This is a genomic window from Alishewanella sp. BS5-314, from assembly GCF_025377695.1.
In the GTDB taxonomy this organism is placed as follows: Bacteria; Pseudomonadota; Gammaproteobacteria; order Enterobacterales; family Alteromonadaceae; genus Alishewanella; species Alishewanella aestuarii.
In genome coordinates this window covers 2,232,433-2,251,515 of sequence record NZ_JACEHJ010000002.1, presented here as the reverse complement: position 1 = coordinate 2,251,515, position 19,083 = coordinate 2,232,433, and the positions used below count along the sequence as shown (strand labels likewise).

General features: G+C 53.0%; 18 protein-coding genes. 12 read left to right on the top strand and 6 right to left on the bottom strand.

Going from position 1 to position 19,083, the window contains the following annotated elements:
* Positions 1–80 precede the first annotated feature (80 nt).
* On the bottom strand, positions 81–1,427 hold the full coding sequence (locus tag H1D31_RS15055; RefSeq protein WP_261259637.1) for a sensor domain-containing diguanylate cyclase: 1,347 nt from the start codon (positions 1,425–1,427) through the stop codon (positions 81–83).
* 122 nt (positions 1,428–1,549) lie between these two features.
* Entirely contained in the window at positions 1,550–2,905 is a 1,356-nt protein-coding gene (gorA, locus tag H1D31_RS15050) for a glutathione-disulfide reductase (protein WP_261259635.1), read from the bottom strand.
* Positions 2,906–3,112: 207 nt separating this feature from the next.
* Between gorA and prlC the strand changes: the two genes are divergently transcribed.
* The 7 genes from prlC to H1D31_RS15015 all read left to right on the top strand — a co-directional run bounded on the left by prlC (position 3,113) and on the right by H1D31_RS15015 (position 9,361).
* Positions 3,113–5,164, top strand: a complete 2,052-nt coding sequence (gene prlC, locus H1D31_RS15045) for an oligopeptidase A (RefSeq protein ID WP_261259633.1) — start codon at positions 3,113–3,115, stop codon at positions 5,162–5,164.
* Positions 5,165–5,195: 31 nt separating this feature from the next.
* Positions 5,196–5,702, top strand: coding sequence for a hypothetical protein (locus H1D31_RS15040; protein WP_261259632.1), 507 nt, complete (start codon positions 5,196–5,198; stop codon positions 5,700–5,702).
* A gap of 53 nt (positions 5,703–5,755) precedes the next feature.
* Entirely contained in the window at positions 5,756–6,457 is a 702-nt protein-coding gene (locus H1D31_RS15035; RefSeq protein ID WP_261259631.1) for a DNA-3-methyladenine glycosylase I, read from the top strand.
* Positions 6,454–7,197, top strand: coding sequence for a class I SAM-dependent methyltransferase (locus H1D31_RS15030; RefSeq protein ID WP_261259630.1), 744 nt, complete (start codon positions 6,454–6,456; stop codon positions 7,195–7,197). Before H1D31_RS15035 ends, H1D31_RS15030 begins: the two co-directional genes overlap by 4 nt.
* A 45-nt stretch (positions 7,198–7,242) precedes the next feature.
* The gene (locus H1D31_RS15025; RefSeq protein ID WP_261259629.1) at positions 7,243–7,716 is read left to right on the top strand and encodes a peroxiredoxin; all 474 of its coding nucleotides are present in this window, start codon (positions 7,243–7,245) and stop codon (positions 7,714–7,716) included.
* A gap of 100 nt (positions 7,717–7,816) precedes the next feature.
* Positions 7,817–8,557 (top strand): glycosyltransferase, encoded by a 741-nt coding sequence (locus H1D31_RS15020; protein WP_261259628.1) that lies wholly within the window; start codon positions 7,817–7,819, stop codon positions 8,555–8,557.
* Positions 8,558–8,569: 12 nt separating this feature from the next.
* Complete coding sequence (locus H1D31_RS15015; protein ID WP_261259627.1) at positions 8,570–9,361, top strand: glycosyltransferase family 25 protein; 792 nt, start codon at positions 8,570–8,572, stop codon at positions 9,359–9,361.
* A gap of 62 nt (positions 9,362–9,423) precedes the next feature.
* Here the strand turns inward: H1D31_RS15015 and H1D31_RS15010 are convergent, their stop codons facing one another.
* Entirely contained in the window at positions 9,424–10,440 is a 1,017-nt protein-coding gene (locus H1D31_RS15010; protein WP_261259625.1) for a glycosyltransferase, read from the bottom strand.
* 110 nt (positions 10,441–10,550) lie between these two features.
* On the opposite strand from H1D31_RS15010, the gene waaA reads away from it, so the two are divergent.
* Genes waaA through H1D31_RS14995 form a run of 3 tightly spaced genes read left to right on the top strand, consistent with a single transcriptional unit; the run spans position 10,551 to position 14,091 of the window.
* Positions 10,551–12,587 carry a lipid IV(A) 3-deoxy-D-manno-octulosonic acid transferase gene (gene waaA / locus H1D31_RS15005; protein ID WP_261259624.1) on the top strand — a complete coding sequence of 679 codons (2,037 nt, stop codon included), beginning with the start codon at positions 10,551–10,553 and terminating at the stop codon, positions 12,585–12,587.
* 1 nt (position 12,588) lies between these two features.
* Positions 12,589–13,770: an NAD(P)/FAD-dependent oxidoreductase gene (locus tag H1D31_RS15000; protein WP_261259622.1), complete on the top strand. Its 1,182-nt coding sequence runs from the start codon at positions 12,589–12,591 to the stop codon at positions 13,768–13,770.
* Positions 13,771–13,782: 12 nt separating this feature from the next.
* Complete coding sequence (locus tag H1D31_RS14995) at positions 13,783–14,091, top strand: hypothetical protein (RefSeq protein ID WP_261259620.1); 309 nt, start codon at positions 13,783–13,785, stop codon at positions 14,089–14,091.
* A 77-nt stretch (positions 14,092–14,168) separates the two neighbouring features.
* Here H1D31_RS14995 and H1D31_RS14990 read toward each other — a convergent pair whose 3' ends face one another.
* Positions 14,169–14,834, bottom strand: a complete 666-nt coding sequence (locus H1D31_RS14990; RefSeq protein WP_261259618.1) for a thiol:disulfide interchange protein DsbA/DsbL — start codon at positions 14,832–14,834, stop codon at positions 14,169–14,171.
* A 170-nt stretch (positions 14,835–15,004) separates the two neighbouring features.
* On the opposite strand from H1D31_RS14990, the gene H1D31_RS14985 reads away from it, so the two are divergent.
* A complete protein-coding gene (locus tag H1D31_RS14985) occupies positions 15,005–16,003 on the top strand; it encodes a DUF4862 family protein (protein WP_261259616.1) in 999 nt (332 codons plus the stop codon).
* 1 nt (position 16,004) lies between these two features.
* On the top strand, positions 16,005–17,024 hold the full coding sequence (locus H1D31_RS14980) for a zinc-binding alcohol dehydrogenase family protein (RefSeq protein ID WP_261259614.1): 1,020 nt from the start codon (positions 16,005–16,007) through the stop codon (positions 17,022–17,024).
* 91 nt (positions 17,025–17,115) lie between these two features.
* Here the strand turns inward: H1D31_RS14980 and H1D31_RS14975 are convergent, their stop codons facing one another.
* Positions 17,116–17,718 (bottom strand): YkgJ family cysteine cluster protein, encoded by a 603-nt coding sequence (locus H1D31_RS14975; protein WP_008606693.1) that lies wholly within the window; start codon positions 17,716–17,718, stop codon positions 17,116–17,118.
* Positions 17,719–17,832: 114 nt separating this feature from the next.
* Positions 17,833–19,014 carry a 7TM diverse intracellular signaling domain-containing protein gene (locus H1D31_RS14970; protein WP_261259612.1) on the bottom strand — a complete coding sequence of 394 codons (1,182 nt, stop codon included), beginning with the start codon at positions 19,012–19,014 and terminating at the stop codon, positions 17,833–17,835.
* Positions 19,015–19,083: the final 69 nt, after the last annotated feature.

Genomic DNA, 19,083 nt, shown 5'->3' with positions numbered 1-19,083 from the left:
TCACCCCGTTCTTTGTGACTGGCACTTTCAGCATAGCTGAGAAAAAATCGGGGCAAGGCTTTTTTAAGAAATGTCTGAATTTAAGGTAAATTACTGTTTGTCGGCTGATAAAAGCATACGGCCTGACCAGCATGGCGTTTCTTGGCCTGGTACATGGCAATATCCGCCAGATGCAGCAATTGCGGTTGTTCACGACTGTCCTGCGGAAACAGGGCAATACCGATACTGCAGGAGATATCGACCGTTAAACCAGCAACGGAATAAGGTTCGCTGATTTGTTGCTGAATCCGTTCCGCCAGCGGCAGCACCTGTGCCGGTAACGGCTGGCTGCTGATAAAGCCGGTGAGTACCACGACAAATTCGTCACCGCTTAAGCGCCCGCTAAGATCGGCGGCGCGGGTACTGTTGTGTAAGCGCTGTGCCACCTGCTGTAATACCAAATCACCCACCGCATGGCCATAGCAATCGTTAACCGGTTTAAAACGGTCTAAATCGATAAATAATAACGCCAGAGTATCGCCGCGTAACTGACACAAGGCCAGCTGTTGTTCCAGCATTTTATAAAACAGCGTCCGGTTGGCTAAACCGGTCAGGGGGTCATAAAAGGCTTGTTTGGCAAGCTCGAGATGTTGTTGTTTTTGTTCGGTAATGTCTCTGGCAACGCCGACGTATTTGAGCAAATGCCCCTCAGCATCAAAGATCGGTGCCGCAGTAGATGTATGCCAACATAACTGGCCATTTTTATGGAAGATCCGGTATTCAATACTGCCTTGTTTGGTGGCAGTTAGCAGCAAGCTTTGCATAAAGGCAAAGCAGCGCGCCAGATCGTCCTGATGTACAAAATGATCAAAGGTGTTGCCCATCACCTCAGTCGGATGATGACCCAAAATGTCCTGCCAGCTTGGTGAGACGTAGGTTAAGCAACCATCAGGCGTTAAGGTAAAAATGATATCGCGGGCGCTTTCAACCAGTGCCCGGAACTCGGCCTCACTTTGCCGTAATTTTTGCTCGGCATTTTTGCGCTGGCTGACATCATTGGCAAAGCCACTAAATAATATGCTGCCGTCTGGCAAGACTTTGGGAAAATCAAAGGCCTCTAACCAGACGATCCGCTCATCAGGGCGAATAATCCGCAGCTCGGCATGCCAGGGCTTAAGTTGGGCCGCACATTCGGCCGACGTTTGATACACCCGCTCGGCATCGGCCGGGTGGATACGGTCAAGCAGCAGGCTGGCATCCTGCATAATAGCCTGCGCCGGAATACCAAATAGGGCTTCGGTATTTTCCGAGGCATAAACATAATGGAACTTTTGATCTGGGGTTTGTTTTAACTGATATAAAAAGCAGGGTAAATGCCGCGCCAGTTCGGCCAATGGGCCGAACAACTGTTCGATAGAGGAACTAACAGGTGCTGACTTTTTGTCCATGCCCAGCCTAAACAAATTACAGTAAGGTTACTGTAACCAGACTCAGCCGGGCTTGCCAGTGATTCTGTGAAAAAAGTCTGTGAAAGTCAGATGCCGGCCGCACTACAGCCGGCGTCGTTGTACTAACGCATGGTAACAAACTCTTCCGCCGAAGTCGGATGCAGCGCGACGGTGGCATCAAAGTCAGCCTTGGTGGCGCCCATTTTAATGGCAACGGCAAAGCCCTGCAGCACTTCGTCCATGCCTTCGCCAATGCCATGCAAGCCAATAACTTTTTCTTCTGCGCCTAAGCACACCAGTTTAAAGGTACTGAGGGCGCGGTGCGGGGTAATGGCGTTGTACATGGCCGCAAAGCTGGAACGATACACTTTGATCTGCTCTTTGCCGTATTTTTCTACGGCTTCGGCTTCGGTTAAGCCGATAGTGCCGATGGGCGGGTGACTAAAGACGATAGTGGGGATCAGCGAATAGTCCATTTTCGCATCCGGCATAGCCGGATTAAATAAGCGCTCGGCCAGCATACGGCCGGCTTTTACGGCAACCGGGGTAAGCTGAGCTTCACCGGTAATATCACCCACAGCATAAATGCCAGGTACATTGGTATTTTGATAGGCATCGGTGCGGATATAGCCTTTGCTATCAGCCATCACGCCAGCGGCGGCAAGGTTAAGCTGATCGGTTGCCGGTTCGCGGCCAATGGCCCAGATCAGACAATCGACATTAAACAGGATACTGCCATTTTTCAGATAAACCGTTAGCCGGCCTTCGCCGGCGGCTTCTACTTTCGCCACTTCGGCTTCGGTATGCAATTGCAGTTCATCCTGCTGCATCCGGCTGAGCAGGGCGTCAGTAATATCGCGATCAAAGCTGCGTAGTGGCCGATCGCCCCGCACCAATAAATGCGTTTCAGTGCCAAGGGCATGCAACACACCGGCAATTTCTACCGCGATATAGCCGGCACCGACGACGACTGCTTTGGTAGGTTGTTGCGTCAGGGCAAAAAAGCCGTCGGAGTCGATCCCCAGCTCAGCTCCCGGAATATCAGGTTTGGTCGGGCGGCCGCCAACGGCAATAGTGATATGATCGGCGGTAATGTGCTCACCATTGACTTCCACTGTTCTGTGGTCGACAAAACGGGCAAAGCCCTGGATCAGTTCCACGCCATTACTGGCAAAACCACGCTGATAGGCGCCATGAATACGCTCAATATAGGCTTCACGGTTTTTGACCAGTGTGTCCCAGGCAAAGCCTTGCTGTTCTAGGTTAAAACCATAGCTGGGGCTATATTTTACCGCTTCAGCAATATGGGCACCGTACCACATTACCTTTTTCGGGACGCAGCCGACATTAACACAGGTACCACCTACGGCTTTGGCTTCAATAACGGCTGCTTTAGCGCCGCGTTGGGCGGCGCGGTTGGCTGAGGCGATACCGCCGCTACCGGCACCAATAGCAAGATAATCATAATGACGAGTCATAACAGGGCCTGTCAGTTAATAGGGTAGAGACTGAACCAGATTTAAGGTTAAACCCTAAGTTAATAGATAGAGCAGATATAGGGCTAACCGGGCGCTAATACAAGCGTCAAGCCGCAGGATTTAGCAAACACGCGGCTACCGGAGCTTGACAATATGCCCGCCGGCCCCAACATATCAGATATACAAGACTTTACAGGAACCCTGCCGATGACAGCCATGAGCGATAATCCGTTACTCAGCTTTACTGACTTACCACCTTTTTCGAAAATTCAGCCCGAGCAGATAAAACCTGCGGTGGAGCAGGCGATCGGTGACGCCAGAGCCGTGGTTGAGCAGGTGGTCGCCAGTAGCGAGATCAGTTGGCAGGCGATAGTGGAGCAGTTAGAGCAGGGTTCGGATCGGCTAAATAAGCTCTGGTCACCGGTATCGCATTTAAACTCTGTGGCTAACAGCCCGGAGCTGCGAGCGGCTTACGAGAGCTGTTTGCCGCTGTTATCTGATTTTAGTACCTGGCTGGGGCAGCATGAGGGCCTGTATCAAAAGTATCAGGCGCTGGCGAAAAGCGCCGACTTTAGCAGCCTGACTGCGGCGCAGCAAAAAGTGGTCACCAATGCGCTGCGTGACTTTAAGTTATCCGGTATCGGTTTGCCAGAGCAGAAAAAGCAGCGCTATGGCGAGATCCAAAGTCGGCTGTCGGAATTAAACTCTACCTTTTCCAACAATACGCTGGATGCGACTCAGGCCTGGTTTAAGCACGTCACAGATGAGGCTGAGCTCGCTGGTTTACCGGAAGATGCACGCTTAGCTGCTGCTGAAGAGGCGAAATCGCGTGAGCTGGAAGGTTGGGTATTTACGCTGGAGTTCCCCAGCTATATTGCGGTAATGACCTATGCCGATAATGCGGCCCTGCGCGAAACAATGTATAGCGCCTATTGTACCCGCGCTTCTGATCAGGGACCGACGGCCGGACAGTTTGATAACAGTGCCATTATTGAAGAAACCCTGGCCTTAAAACATGAGCTGGCGCAGCTGCTGGACTTTAGCAATGCCGCCGAAGAGTCGCTGGCAACCAAGATGGCTGATAACCCGGCGCAGGTGCTGGACTTTTTAACTGATTTATCGCGCCGGGCGAAACCACAGGCGCAGCGTGATTTGGCAGAGCTTAGCGCCTTTGCGCAAACTGAGTATGGTGTCAGCAGCTTAAACGCCTGGGATATCAGCTACTATGCCGAAAAATTGAAGCAAGCCCGTTACGCGGTATCCGACGAGCAGTTACGGCCTTATTTCCCGGCTACTAAGGTGGTGCCGGGCTTATTTACCGTGTTAGAAAAACTGTTTGGTATTCGGATTGCGGCGCGTGACGGGGTCGATGTTTGGCACCCGGATGTACAGTTTTATGATATTTTCGCCGCCGATGGCAGCTTGCGTGGCAGCTTTTATCTGGATTTGTATGCCCGCAGCAAAAAACGTGGCGGTGCCTGGATGGATGATTGCCGTGGCCGGCGTTGGCTGGCCGATGGCCAGTTGCAAACCCCGGTCGCCTATCTGACCTGTAACTTTAATAAACCGGTCGGTGGCAAGCCGGCCCTCTTTACCCACGATGAAGTGATTACGCTGTTCCATGAATTTGGTCATGGTTTGCATCATATGCTAACCCAGGTCGATGCCGCTGCGGTGGCCGGTATTAATGGTGTGGCCTGGGATGCGGTGGAGTTACCAAGCCAGTTTTTAGAAAACTGGTGCTGGGCGCCCGAAGCCTTGCAGCTGATCTCCGGCCATTATGAAAGCGGCGAGCCACTGCCGGCCGACTTGCTGCAAAAAATGCTGGCGGCGAAAAACTTCCAGTCAGCGCTGTTTTTAGTGCGGCAGTTGGAATTTGCCCTGTTTGATATGCGGCTGCATGCCGAGTACGATCCGGCGCTGGGCGGTAGGGTACAACACTTGCTGGATGAGGTGCGCAGCCAGGTATCGGTGATAGTGCCGCCACGCATTAACCGTTTTCAACACAGTTTTGGTCATATCTTTGCCGGTGGCTATGCCGCAGGCTATTATAGTTACCTGTGGGCCGAAGTGTTATCGGCCGATGCTTTTAGCCGTTTTGAAGAAGAAGGCGTATTTAACCCGCAAACCGGCCAGGATTTCCTGCACTGGATTTTAGAGCGAGGTGGCAGTGCTGAGCCGATGGAGCTATTTAAAGGTTTCCGTGGTCGTGAGCCATCAAATGAGGCCTTGCTGCGACATATGGGCATCGCCAGTTAAACTGGATACCGTATTACTTTAAGGACAATCTATGAGCAAGCTAATTCCGCGCAAGCTTTTCCCGTTGTTGTTGGCGACGGCAGCCTTAACACTCAGTGGCTGCCAACAGGCGGCCGGCACCGGTGAAGCCCGGGTTGCACCGGCGCCGCTGGTAGAAGCCATTGATCCGCAGCGAGACCCAATAAAAGCGACACAAGCGAGGAAGCAACTGATGAGTCAAATTGAGCAAGTCGCAGACGTCAACGAGCTACGCCGCGAGGTCTTGGCGCTAATCGCCGATAAAAGCGCCGATAATGTACAGCAGTGTCTGGTGTTACCGCTGGGGCATAAGCCTTGTGGTGGTCCGGCGGAATATGTTGCGGTCTCGACCAAAGGTAAGGATCAGGCGGCACTGTTAAAGAAACTGGAAGCCTATAATCAGGCAGCAGAGGCGGAAAATCTGCGGCTGGGGCTGATGTCCGACTGTGCAGTGGTGCCTAAGCCGCAGGTGCAACTGGTTAACGGTCAATGTACGCTGGTTAATGAAGCGACCTATTAATCCTTCCAACGCTTAGGGCCGTGACTGACACGGCCACAATCGAGGTTAGACGCTTGCGTCAGGCAGAATCTTTTAAACTGATTTTACAGCGTGCCGAGGCCCGTAAAGGCGGCCCGGCGGCGCTACGTGCTTTGCTGAGTGAACCTCGCACTACTGCTGAACTCTCGGCCTTACCGGATAATCTGCTGTTAGCCGAGCTGACCAAGAAAATTTTTCAGTCGGGCTTTGTCTGGCGGGTGGTACGGCAAAAATGGCCTGGCTTTTGTGAAGTGTTTTTCGACTTTGATATCGAAAAAATGCTGCTGCTCAGTGATGAAATGCTGGAGCAAAAAGCACAGGATCCCCGGATTATCCGCAATTTAAGCAAGGTGTTTACCATCCGTGATAATGCATTGATGATTTATCATCTGCAGCGTGAGCATGGCAGCTTTGCAAGCTTTATCGCCAACTGGCCAACAACCGATATTATCGGGCTTTGGGCTTATCTGAAGAAGCATGGTGCCCGGCTGGGTGGCAATACCGGTCCTTATGCGCTGCGTGCCATCGGTAAAGATACCTTTTTGCTGACTCAGGATGTTGAAGCCTATCTGAAAGCCTATGGTGTATTCGACGGCAGTAGCAGCAGTAAAAAGAGTCTGCAACAGATCCAACAGCAGTTTAATCAGTGGCAGCAGGAATCCGGACTGAGTTTGCAACAAATAAGTCAAACCATAGCGCTGAGTATTGGCGAAAACTATGCCGGGATGCAGCAATGAGTGTATTGCTCACCTCCTTACCGGCGGACTATGCCGATGAGCTGCAGCAGCGTTTCCCGTTAACCGTTATTACTGAGCCTGCTGGTTGGTACCTCTGTTGGGCAGATCAGGCGCTGGTATTGCGCCATGCCGATCTACCAAAGCAGGGCGATATTCTGGTCGATTTTGCCAGCGGTGCGGCCAGTTACCGGCGCCAGTTTGGTGGTGGCAAAGACGAAGCCATTGCCAAGGCCTGTGGCCTGAACAAAAAGCGTAACCTGAGTATTATTGATGCCACCGCCGGTTTAGGGCGTGATGCCTTAGTGCTGGCCAATCTCGGTGCCGCTGTGACCTTGGTAGAGCGCAATCCGCTGGTGGCGGCGCTGCTATATGATGGTTTACGCCGGGCCGCGGCCAATCCGGCGACAGCAGACCTCGCGGCGCGGATGCAACTGCATTTTGCCCCGGCATTGCAGGCGCTGACGGAACTGCCGCCAGCCGATGTGGTCTATCTGGATCCGATGTTTCCGCCACGCGAAAAATCGGCGCTGGTGAAAAAAGAAATGCGCGCCTTTCATGACGTGGTGGGCAGCGATACCGATGCTGATGCACTGCTGGCGCCAGCGTTACAGCTGGCGCGCTACCGGGTGGTGGTAAAGCGCCCCGGTTATGCGGAAGTACTGGCGCAACAAAGCCCGCAGTTGGTGGTAAAGGGCAAGAATAACCGCTTTGATGTGTATATAAAGCAGGCGATTGCCTGATGTTAATTTAATAGCTTTGCGCCATGGCGCACTAAGGAATAAATAATGATTAAAGTAGGCGATACCTTACCGGAAGTTAGCTTCGCACAACTTACCGCCGATGGCATGAAAAACCCCACTACCAGCGAAGTTTTCGCCGGCAAAAAGGTGGTGTTATTTGCCGTGCCGGGAGCGTTCACGCCGACCTGTTCTGCCGCGCATTTGCCAGGCTATATTGCGCTGGCCGATCAAATTAAAGCTAAAGGCGTGGACACTATCGTTTGTACCGCTGTCAACGATGCCTTTGTGATGAAAGCCTGGGCTGATAGCCAGAACGCGGAAGAAATTACCTTTTTAGCCGACGGTGGTGGCAGCTTTCATAAAGCCATTGGCTTAACGATGGAAACCGCCGACTTTGGTGGTTTACGGTCGCAGCGTTACGCGATGATTGTTGAAAACGGCGTTGTCACCTTACTTAATGTCGAGCCACCGAAGACCTTTGAAGTCAGTAAGGCCGAGACGATTTTAGCGGCGTTGTAATAACGCGCTACCTCTTATCAGGGCAGGGCCTGTGCCTTGCCCTTTTTCTTTATACCAGAACTGGTATCATAGTCTTATCTATTCCAAGGGTGAATGCCTGATGCAAACTGTAAATATTCTCTGTATTAAGTGGGGCAAGAAGTACGGTCCTGACTATGTAAACAAGCTGCATAATATGGTGCGGCGCAACCTCACGCTGCCACACCGCTTTGTCTGCTTAACGGATGATCGCGACGGCATTAACCCGGAAATTGAAGTTAAAGATATTCCAAAAGTCGGCTTTAAAGACTTTGATGAGCGCCAACCCTGGAGCTTTGGTCATGGTTGGTTAAAAGTTACCAGCTTTGCCGATCCGCTGTATGACCTGACTGGCCCGACACTGTTTATCGATCTGGACGTAGTGATTGTTGATAATATTGACTGCTTCTTTGAGCCTAAAGGCGAGTTCTTTGTGATTAAAGAATGGGATAAGTCAGATGATACTGGTAATACCTCGGTCTACCGTTATGACATTGGTGCCCACAGCGACTTAATTGAGCTGCTGAAAAACCACAAAGAGCGCGAGCTGGCTAAGGTGCGTAACGAGCAGGAATTCGTCACTCAAAATCTGGCGAAGCAGGGCAAGTTACAATACTGGCCGGAGGGCTGGTGTGTCAGCTTTAAGCGTCACTGTTTACCAAAAGGCATTATGAACTGGTTCAAGCCAGCCACAATTCCAAAAGGCGCTAAGATCGTGGCCTTCCATGGTAAGCCGAATCCACCAGATGCGATTGCCGGCGTCAGTGGCAAGTGGTATCGCCGTGTGCTGCCGGTGCAATGGGTTAAGGATATGTGGCAATAAGGCCGCGACCCGATGCGCTATAAAATCTTTATTATCAATCTGGCGCGCTCTCCAGAGCGCTACCAGCAGGCGCTGGCGCAATTGGCAGCCTGGCCGGATTTACCAGTGCAGCGCATTGATGCTGCCGATGGCCGCGCGCTGAGTGAGGCTGAGATCAATCAGTATTATTCCGCCGCTCTGAATCAGCGCCTGCATCATAAAATCCTCAAGCCTGGTGAAAAGGGCGCCTTTATCAGCCATATCCGCTGCTGGCAGCAAATTGTTGAGCAGCAACTCGATTTCGCGCTGATTCTGGAAGATGATTTTCTGGTTGATGGCGATCTGCCGGCGCTGCTTAAAGCCATTACTGAGCTGACGCAGCCCTGGCATTTATTAAAACTGGCGATGCCGAATAAGCAGCAGAAAATTATCGCCGGCAATCCGCAGCCCGCTTTTTCGTTAGTCCATTTTAAAAAGAACCCGATTTCTGCGGTGGCACAAGCTGTTAGCCTGGACGGCGCCAAACTCTTGCTGGCACGGGAGCTGCCTTTTGGCCGGCCAGTGGATGTCTCAATGCAATACAGCTGGCAGCTGGGCTTTCAGGCGATGGGGATGTGGCCGTTGATTTTTAAACCCGATCTGGGCTTTGAAAGCACTATCTCAGGTAAGCAAAATGAGCAGGTTAATCGCCGGGTGTTTTACTGGCGGCGGCTGGAGTTTAGCCTGGCAAACCTCTGGCATAACCTGCGTCACTATGGCTTAGTGGCCTTGCTGCAAGCTAAGAAGTGGCCCAATCCAACCGGACGCACCCGGCTCTCCAATTAGGGCGTGTAACACGCCCTGACACCTTGTTTTTCCGGTATTGTTACTCAGTGCTTGCAGGATACTTAAAGGCGTTGCGCTGCCAGTTGCTGTTGGTAAAACGCCAACACTTCGGCGGCTTTGGCGCTCGGTTCAAAGCGTTGCATCGGATATTGCCGGCGTGCTAAATCCTGGCTTTGCTGCTGTAAGCGTTTTGCCAAATGTGCGGCATTATCGATGCCCACCAGTTCATTATTAAACAGCGGTCGCAGGTATTTCGCCCCCTCAGAGGCGGTGGCAATAATCGGTAAACCGGCATGCATCGCTTCCAGAAACACCAGGCCAAAGGGCTCGGTACGGGCGGCACTGACAAAGCAATCAAAGCAAGCCAGCCAGTCCTGTGGGCTGGTGCTAAAGCCGGGCATAATAACCTGCGCCGGCGCTTTCTCGCGCAGCGCCTGCCAGTTTTTACCCTCACCAACAATCACCAGATAGCTGTTAGGAATTGCCGCCTGTTTAAAGGCGTCCAGCAACACATCCTGGCCTTTACTCTGTTCAACCCGGCCCAAAGTGCCAATCACGATGGCATCCGCTGGGATCTGATACTCGGCGCGCAGGCGTTGCCGGGCATCAGCAGTGGCAGGGCGCGCAGCTGACCAGTTATCCAGCTGCACACAGTGCTGGCGTAACGGCTCCGGGATCGCCGCCAACTGCCAGGGGGCGATGGCAATAAGTGCATCTAATTTGGCGTGCTGCTGTTTTTTATAGTGAATATGCAAGGTTGCTACCCGCAGACACAAACCCTTTACGCCCTGTAATACCCGGCAAGCAGCGCTTAAATGTGCATGGGCAACATCGGGTTTTAACTGGCGCAGCAGGCGACGGGCGCGATAGATCGCCAGCAGTTTAAAGCCACCAACCAGCAGCACTTTAACCTTGGGCGATACCCGGTGGGCAATGGCATTGGGCCGCTGTTCTGCGCCGCGCTGATGCAAAATCAAGGTGACATCATGTTGTTGCTCGGCTTGCAGATTGGCCAGCTCAACGGCATAGCGTTCGCTGCCGGCAAAGCTGTGGGTCAGGATAATATGGACAATTTTCATAGGCTTTTTGCAGTTTCCGCCGCTGCGCAGACTTTGGCTGCTCATGTTATACTAATTGCCATTTTCGCTAAAGCCCGGCTTGCTGGCCGGTTCGATAAAAGGATAGGCTGTTGCTCAGGCATCTGTATTCTGCATTGCTGTATTTAACGCTGCCGTTGCTGCTGCTGTATTTTGTTTGGCGTGCACGCAAGGACCCGGCGTACCGGCAGCGTCTGCTTGAGCGTTTTAGCTTGGGTTTAAAAAAACGTGGGCTGCAACCAGGCGGCATAGTGGTGCATGCGGTCTCAGTGGGCGAAACTATTGCCGCCACACCGTTAATTAAGCAGCTGCAACAGCAGCATCCATCCTTGCCGCTGACCGTTACCGGCACTACCCCGACCGGTTCGGCGACGATCGGTAGTCGCTTTGGCAACACTGTACAGCACTGCTATTTGCCACTGGATTATCCTGGTAGTGTCCGGCGCTTTTTAGACGCGCTTCAGCCAAAGCTGCTGCTGATCGTGGAAACAGAGCTGTGGCCTAACTTACTCGCTGCTTGCCGAAAGCGACACATTCCGGTGGTGGTCGTTAATGCCCGTTTATCGGCCCGCTCAGCTAAGGGGTATCGTCGTTTTAGTGCCTTAACCCGGCCGTTACTGAATAATATCAGCCTGTTATTAACCCAGGATCGCGCCAGTGCCTGCCGCTTTCGGGCGCTGGGTTTTGGTAATACCCTGCAAGTGACGGGTAATTTAAAGTTTGAACTGGCGATCCCAGCGCAAACCGCGCAGCTGGTAACGCAGTTTTCGCCGCTATTAAAAACACGGCTGGTATGGGTCGCTGCCAGTACCCATGCCGGTGAGGATGAGCAGTTACTGGCGCTTTATCCACGCTTAAAACAGCGCTTCCCGCAGTTATTACTGTTACTGGTACCACGCCATCCGGAGCGTTTTGACAAGGTCGCACAGCTGGCGCAAGCCCAGGGGTATAGCGTCTGGCGCCGCAGTAGCGGGCAGTTACCCGGAGCAGACACCGAAATTGCGGTCGGTGATTCGATGGGCGAGCTGCTGGCCTGGTATCAGCTGGCCGATCTGGTGTTTATCGGTGGCAGTTTAATCGAGCGCGGCGGCCATAATCCGCTGGAAGCCATTTGCTTTGGCAAGGCAGTACAAAGCGGGCCGCATATTTTTAATTTTAATGAGGCGTACCGGCAGCTGCAGCAACAGCAGGCCGTGGTGCTGGTGGCCGATAGTGAGCAGCTGTTTGCCAGCTGTTGTCAGCTGCTTAGCGATGTCAGCTTACGCCAACAGCTCGGGCAACGTGCCCAACAGTTTTTTTCCCGGCAGCAGGGCGCCACGGCGCGCACCCTGGATGCTATCAACCTTCTTGTTGCAGGATCTATTATGCCAAGCCAGCCTTTAGCGCACACGTCAGCCTATCAGACTAAGCAAGCCGGTAACGCCAGCTATTGGTACGATCCGGCGTTTTTTACTGATATCGCCGCTGAGCAGTTTCAAAGTGCCTGGTGGCAACAGCAGCAAGCGGTGATTGGTAGCTCCAGCGGCCGCAATACCGCCTATTTTATCCAACATGGCGGGCATAAGCTGGTGCTGCGGCATTATTACCGTGGCGGCCTGGTCGGCAAGCTGCTGCATGATCAATTCTGGCTGCAGCCGGTGGCACAAAGCCGGGCGATGCAGGAATACGAGTTATTAAGCTGGATGTGTGCGCAGGGCCTGGCGGTGCCAAGACCGGTAGCCGCGCGGTATCAGCGTAGTGGTTTAATTTATCGCGCTGACTTACTGATTGAGCTGATCCCGGACAGTAAAGATCTGGCGGCGATTTTACAGCAAAGGGCCATGACTGCTGAGGAATGGCGGGCTGTGGGCCAGGCGATCGCACAGATGCACCGGCTGGGGGTTTATCATTCGGATCTGAATTGTCGCAATATTATGCTGGATAGCGCTGGCAAGGTCTGGCTGATTGATTTTGATAAATGCGAGCGCCGTGAGCCGGGACCGTGGACAGAGCAGAATTTAGCGCGTCTGCTGCGCTCCTTTAATAAGGAGCGCGGTAAACTCGCCGTGTTCCACTGGCAGGATACTGACTGGGCAGCGCTGTTAGCTGGCTATCAGCAGTCGCTTAGCACTGTGGCGGAGCGCAACTAAGATGCAGCAGTGGGATGTGATTGTGGTCGGCGCGGGTGCGGCCGGTTTATTTTGCGCCATTGAAGCGGCGAAGCGTGGCCGTAAAACCTTAGTGCTGGATAATGGCAAGCGCATCGGCCGCAAAATTCTGATGTCGGGCGGTGGCCGTTGTAATTTCACCAATATCTATGCCAGCCCGGGCAATTATTTATCGCAAAACCGCCATTTCTGTAAATCGGCGCTGAGCCGCTACACGCAGTGGGATTTTATTGCGCTGGTGCAGCAATATGGCATTGCCTATCACGAGAAAACTCTGGGTCAGCTGTTTTGTGATGACAGCGCCAAAGATATCGTTGAGATGCTGCAACAGGAGTGTGATAAAGCCGGGGTGCAGATTGCACTACAGCAGGAGATCACAACGGTTAGCTATCAGGATGGTCAGTATCAGGTTGTTACGCCACAGCTTAGCCGGCAGTGCCAAAGCCTGGTGATTGCCAGCGGCGGCCTAAGCCTGCCCAATCTCGGTGCGACCGCCTTTGGTTATCAACTGGCTGAGCAATTTGGCTTAAAGGTGCTGCCACTACGCGCCGGCTTGGTACCTCTGACCTGGCAACCGGCTGATAAAGCGGTGTTTGAAGAAATCAGCGGGGTGTCGCTGCCGGTGACCGCCGAGGCCAATGAGGTGCTGTTCCCGGAAGATATGTTGTTTACTCATCGTGGCTTAAGCGGCCCGGCAATTTTGCAAATCTCCAACTATTGGCAGCCCGGCGATGAGTTGACGATTAACCTGCTGGCAGGCCAGGACTTAACCGCGCTGCTAACCGAGTTGCAGCAACAGCATCCGGCGCAGGAGCTAAAAACCGCACTGGCGCGGGTGCTACCCAAGCGGTTGGTGGAGAAATTATTAGAGCTTAATGTGTTTCAAAATCAGCCGCTGAAAGCGCTGAATCCGAAAAGTATCGAGCGGCTGGTCAGCAGCCTGCAACAGTACATTTTTAAACCGAACGGCACCGAAGGCTACCGTACGGCTGAAGTGACCTTAGGTGGTGTCGACACCGATGAACTGTCGTCCAAAACGATGGAGGCAAAAAAACAGCCGGGTCTGTATTTTATCGGCGAAGTGGTCGATGTCACCGGTTGGCTCGGTGGCTACAATTTCCAATGGGCCTGGAGCTCCGGCTGGGTAGCCGGGCAGTATTGTTGAATAAGAAGCAAGATGAAAAAACTTTCTAAGGTACAACTTAAACAACAGGCCGCCGTGATGGCGGCGGTGACCAGTCTGGAGCAGCAGGCGCTGGCGGAATTGGCGGGTGTCTTGCAGGCCTGGTTTAGTATGGAATATGAAGCCTTTCCGGGGTCTTTGCTGGTGCGGCTGCAATTTGCTGAGCAGGCTCAGTTAGAGGCAGCGCAGCCGCAGTTGTTGCTGTGGCAAAAGCGGCTGAGTGCGTTAATGCTGAAAAAGGGTTATGTGCTAAAAGATTTACGTAAACATCTGGTGTTTACGTTAAGCGGGCCGGACGATTAATCCGGCCTGTTTTGCTCTGGCGCTAACACTGCGCCTGACAGCCAAAGCTGAAGAGGTTTCAGCTTAGGCGCGCTGCGTTAGTCTTTTTGCAGCAGATAATCCAGTAACTGAAAATAATCTTCATTCGACTGAATATCGTCCGGTAACTCAGTACCGACCAGATACTTACCCTTTACCACAATCGCCGGCACGCCCTGAATACGGTTATCCAGCATCTCGCGGTTAGCCTGCTCCATTAGCGCCCGTGCCTGCTCTGAGTTTGCCAGTTCACTAAAGGCGCCGCTATCCAACTGATGTTGCGCCAAAAAGACATTGATAGCTGCCACATCAGGGAGCTGGTTTTTCTCTACCCGTGTGTCGCGGTACAGCGTAAAGAGCGCATCAGTCAGGGCAGCATTGCCCCCTAATTGCAAAGCATAAAACACACTGGCATCAAAAGCCCAACGCTCGCCTAAAGCAGGATGGCGGCGCAGCAATGAGACTTGTGGCCGCTCAGCCAGATAGGCTTTTAATAAGGGTTCAAAATTCTGACAATGCGGACAACCGAGCCAGAAATATTCGGTTAAGCCTTGCTGCGCAGCCGGCTCGGTGAGCGGCTTGCTTAATACCTGATAATGCTTACCACTGGTAAAGATGCGCGCCGGGGTGGCAGCGTCTGCACTAAGAGCCTCACTGACCGGTGGTGTTTGGGGTGAGCAGGCTGCCAGCAGCGCAAGCGGTAACAGCAGGTATAAGAACTTCATACAACAACCTTAACGTTAAAAGCGGGAGAGTGCAGTGTACGGATTTTCGCGGCCTACCACAATTATCCGGCGCCGCGCGGCAGATGCAAACCGATGAGCGGCTAACAGGCTGCGACTTTTCGCCTAATCAGGTTATGATAATGACATCACAGGTTAAGCGATGGAACAACATGGGATATTTTCTTGGTGCTTATGCCGCTTCGGCCAATATCAGCGATTGGGACGCGCAGCTGGAGGCCGACTATTATCGTGGGCTGGCAGGCTTAACAGAGGTCAAAGGGCTGGAGCATCCCTTTCTCGGGCAACTGCATCAGCATGATGATGCCTGGTTTTTACAGCATCTGGCGCCGCACTGGGATTATGTGTTTACGACTATTCCCGGGGTGATGAATGCACTGGCGACTCAGCCTAGCTTCGGGCTGGCATCGACCGATCCGGCAGGGCGCCAGGCGGCACTCGACTTTATGCAGGCCGCCCACCAGGCGATTTTGCAGTTAAATCAGCATCTGGGTCGACAGGCGGTTAAAGCTATCATGCTGCACACAGCGCCGGCGCGGGACAAGGTTGCAGGTAGCGCCGCTTGCTTTATGGCGTCGATGCAGCAGCTGCTCAGTTGGGACTGGCAGGGTGCCCAGCTGCTGGTCGAGCATTGTGATGCCTATCTGCCACCGCAGTTGCCGTCGAAGGGCTTTTTGAGCCTGAGCGATGAGCTTGCCGTCTTAAGTCAGTTAAAACAGCAGGGAGCTGCCCCGGTTGGCGTGGTGATTAATTGGGGGCGTTCGGTATTTGAAGGTCGTAACCCCGCTGCGGCTATTGCGCATATTCAGGCGGCAAAAGACGCAGGGCTGCTGGCCGGTCTGATGTTTTCCGGCGTCTCCGGCGAAGACAGTGCCTATGGTGCCTGGCGCGACAGTCATCAACCGATCCGTAATACCCAGGCACCTGAGTTGGGCTCGGCCAGTTCCTGGCTGACCGAGCAGCAGGTTGCCGCGGCGCTCAAGGCTGCCAGCCCGGTTGAACACTTAACAGTACTGGGCCTGAAAATCGGTGTGCGGCCAGTTACCGCTACTGTGGCCGAGCGCTTAACTTTATTGCAGGCGCAGTTACAGATCCTGACACAGCAACAGGCGTTAATCACGTCCATTTCACCAGTTAACGGGAGCATCTAAGATGAAAGCAGTCGGTTATCAGCAATCACTGGCCATTAGCGAGCCGGCGTCATTATTGGATATAGAATTAGCCACTCCGGTCGCCGCAGGCCACGATATATTGGTTAGGGTGGCAGCGGTTTCGGTTAATCCGGTGGATACCAAGATCCGCAAGAGAGTCACGCCCGCCGCCGGTGAATATAAGGTGCTGGGCTGGGATGCCGCCGGTGAAGTGGTGGCGGTAGGTGAGCAGGTGAGCCGCTTCGCGCCCGGTGATCGGGTGTTTTATGCAGGGGCACTGCAGCGGCAGGGCTCAAATGCCGAATATCAGCTGGTCGATGAGCGGATCGTGGGTAAGATGCCAGCGAATCTGAGCTTTGAACAGGCGGCGGCCTTACCGCTTACCGCCCTGACAGCCTGGGAGCTGTTGTTCGATCGGCTCGAGCTGGCGACGCCCAGCTTGAAACATCCCAAGCCGGTATTACTGGTAACAGGTGCGGCCGGCGGTGTCGGCTCTATACTGGTGCAGCTGGCCCGCCAACTGACGACAGTGACGATAGTGGCGACGGCGTCCCGGCCGGAGAGTCAGCAGTGGGTGCAAGAGCTCGGAGCGCACTATGTGGTTAACCACAATCTGCCATTAATACCACAGCTACAGCAGTTGGGGATCCTGGCGGTCAGCCACGTTGCCAGCCTGACCCAAACTGATCAGCACTACGCTGAGCTGGTGCAGTTGCTGGCGCCACAAGGCAAGCTGGCATTAATTGATGATCCTGTTGGCGGACTTGATATTATGCCGCTCAAACAAAAGAGCATTTCGCTGCACTGGGAGTTTATGTTCACCCGCTCGCTGTTTAGCACACCGGATCTGCTGACCCAACATCAAATTCTGACCGATCTTAGCCGCCTGATTGAGCAGGGCCAGATTAATACCACGCTCAAGCAGAGCTTCGGCAAGATTAATGCGGAAAATTTAAAGCAGGCGCATGCGCTGTTAGAGAGCGGTAAGGCAATAGGTAAGATTGTGCTGGCCGGGTTTTAAACCTGAGCCTGGTTGGCTCGGGGATGAAAAGTGCATGCCGGGTTTGCTAGCCCGGCATGCTGTCTGCTTAATTTAGATTAATTCAGTTAAATCAGGCGATTTGCTCGCCGTCAAAACTGCTGTAATAGGCTTTTAACAGCACCTTTTCCAGCGCCAGTTTAAAGGCCTGGTTAATCGGGTAGTGTTTATTGCCCAGCTCGTAATCCAATTGGCTGACTTGCTCTTTAATGCTCATCATCATTGGCGGTGGATTAGCGGTCAGCATAATTAAATGTTGCTGATATTTCTCCAGTTTATCCGCTTTAATCACCTTGCAGACCGACAGTGCAGCCTGGCCTTGTTTGTCGCGATAGCCGGCCGCGCCAAACATCCGGCAAATACTGGGTCTTTGCTGATACACAGTACAATGGCCTTGTTTACCATCAAAGGATAAACGCTGATAAAAAAAGCAGCCAGATACCTCTGGTAACTCTTCGAGTTGTGTCAGTGTCTGCTCTGCTTTACCCTGATCAAACAGGTGTAATGCCAGCGGCAACGCTTCCAGCACCGTCGCCTCAATGGTGGTTTGAGTGCAACACTCACCACAACTGTCACGGCAGGTTAGGCCGCTGGCACGTTGATAACCGGAAAAGGTGTCCGCCATTTCGCCATACACAGCCTCAACACGACGCGATAACTCACGCAGTCGTTGCATAAAGACTCCGAACGAAATAACTATTAATGAATTGTAGTCGTGAAACGGCGACTTGCCGCCGGCGCATTTTAGTGTGCCGGATGGCTGCTACGCAATAGGCTGTTGTAAAAATCGTCAGTTGAGGTGCTGTGACCGTGCCGGCTGCAACAGCAAGGCACTGGAGACTAACAGCAAAAAAATAGCCAGATTTAACCACTCGGCAAACCCCGACAGGTAGCGGGTTTGCACAAACAGCAGGCAGAAAGTGCCGAGCGTCGCCAATAATGCATAGCGGGGTGCGGCCTTCAGCTCAGTGGTCAGGCTGATATAGATGGCCTGAATAATGATGATACTGAGGGCTACACTGACACTGACGAACAACAACTGCAGCTTCAGCGGACCACTGGCAAATAAGGGGCTGAAGATTAGTAACAAGGCCGCGGCAGCAGCCAGCATATTGAGTTGTCTGGCTCTGGGGCCAGCGTATTGCAGCAGACTACGGCGGCTAAACAGGGTTAAACAGAGCAGGCAACTGCCGACTGCAATATAGAGAATCACCGGGTTGAGCTCAGGGTAAACCGGCCATAACTGATTAAAAGCCAGCCCGTTTAAAATACCCAATACCAGCGCAAAGCTCAGATAGAATCCGGCCAGAAAACACAGTGCCGTATTGCGCTGCAACCAACTACAATACAGGGTGGTTAAAACCAGCAACAATAGTACGCCACTGAGTAAGGCGTCTTCTAACAGCTGTTGCTGCGCTTCGGCCAGTAAGATCGGTAGACTGGCTAGCCTGAGCTCAGTGCCTAATAAGGAGGCATCCTGAATTTTCAACAATAAGGTTGCGCTGCCATTGGCCTCCAGAGAAATTGATTGTACATAGCCCCGTACCGGCAGGGCACGCTCGCTGTATGGCAACAAACTACCGGTTTTACCCAATAGCTGGGCGCTGGGGATCTCCGGTTGTAATTGGTAAAAGCTGAGGCGATCTGCCGGTAAAAATGGGTAATGCAGCCAGGCTTGCCAGGTTTCTGGAAACGGATTGTTTAGTTGCACCAGCAACCAGAGTGCTTGTTGTGCTGTAACTCTGAGTGTGGCCTTGCCGGCGGGTAAATCATTAAACTGGTGAAACAGCGCCCTGTCCCGTACTAACTCTTCGGCACTGAGTTCTACCGCCGTAATTTGATACTGCACCTGGGGTACCACTATGGAGCGTTGCAACAGTTGTTCCGCCAGCGGCTGCTCAATAGCGTAGCTATGTTGGCTAAAGGCCAGGGTTAGCATCAGACAGGCAAAATAACGTAACCACAGCAGCAAAAGAAACTCCGGAATAGACGTGCAGATGGCTTGAGCAGCAGGCCAGTTTGCGGATTAATAGGACGATAA

Excerpts from the sequence above, each read along its gene's own strand:
- H1D31_RS15055 (WP_261259637.1), bottom strand. The coding sequence starts at position 1,427 with ATGGACAAAAAGTCAGCACCTGTTAGTTCCTCTATCGAACAGTTGTTC.
- H1D31_RS15040 (WP_261259632.1), top strand. The coding sequence starts at position 5,196 with ATGAGCAAGCTAATTCCGCGCAAGCTTTTCCCGTTGTTGTTGGCGACG.
- H1D31_RS15015 (WP_261259627.1), top strand. The coding sequence starts at position 8,570 with ATGCGCTATAAAATCTTTATTATCAATCTGGCGCGCTCTCCAGAGCGC.
- prlC (WP_261259633.1), top strand. The coding sequence starts at position 3,113 with ATGACAGCCATGAGCGATAATCCGTTACTCAGCTTTACTGACTTACCA.
- H1D31_RS14980 (WP_261259614.1), top strand. The coding sequence starts at position 16,005 with ATGAAAGCAGTCGGTTATCAGCAATCACTGGCCATTAGCGAGCCGGCG.
- H1D31_RS14985 (WP_261259616.1), top strand. The coding sequence starts at position 15,005 with ATGGGATATTTTCTTGGTGCTTATGCCGCTTCGGCCAATATCAGCGAT.
- H1D31_RS15025 (WP_261259629.1), top strand. The coding sequence starts at position 7,243 with ATGATTAAAGTAGGCGATACCTTACCGGAAGTTAGCTTCGCACAACTT.
- H1D31_RS15030 (WP_261259630.1), top strand. The coding sequence starts at position 6,454 with ATGAGTGTATTGCTCACCTCCTTACCGGCGGACTATGCCGATGAGCTG.
- H1D31_RS14975 (WP_008606693.1), bottom strand. The coding sequence starts at position 17,718 with ATGCAACGACTGCGTGAGTTATCGCGTCGTGTTGAGGCTGTGTATGGC.
- H1D31_RS14990 (WP_261259618.1), bottom strand. The coding sequence starts at position 14,834 with ATGAAGTTCTTATACCTGCTGTTACCGCTTGCGCTGCTGGCAGCCTGC.
- H1D31_RS15010 (WP_261259625.1), bottom strand. The coding sequence starts at position 10,440 with ATGAAAATTGTCCATATTATCCTGACCCACAGCTTTGCCGGCAGCGAA.
- gorA (WP_261259635.1), bottom strand. The coding sequence starts at position 2,905 with ATGACTCGTCATTATGATTATCTTGCTATTGGTGCCGGTAGCGGCGGT.
- H1D31_RS14995 (WP_261259620.1), top strand. The coding sequence starts at position 13,783 with ATGAAAAAACTTTCTAAGGTACAACTTAAACAACAGGCCGCCGTGATG.
- H1D31_RS15000 (WP_261259622.1), top strand. The coding sequence starts at position 12,589 with ATGCAGCAGTGGGATGTGATTGTGGTCGGCGCGGGTGCGGCCGGTTTA.
- H1D31_RS15020 (WP_261259628.1), top strand. The coding sequence starts at position 7,817 with ATGCAAACTGTAAATATTCTCTGTATTAAGTGGGGCAAGAAGTACGGT.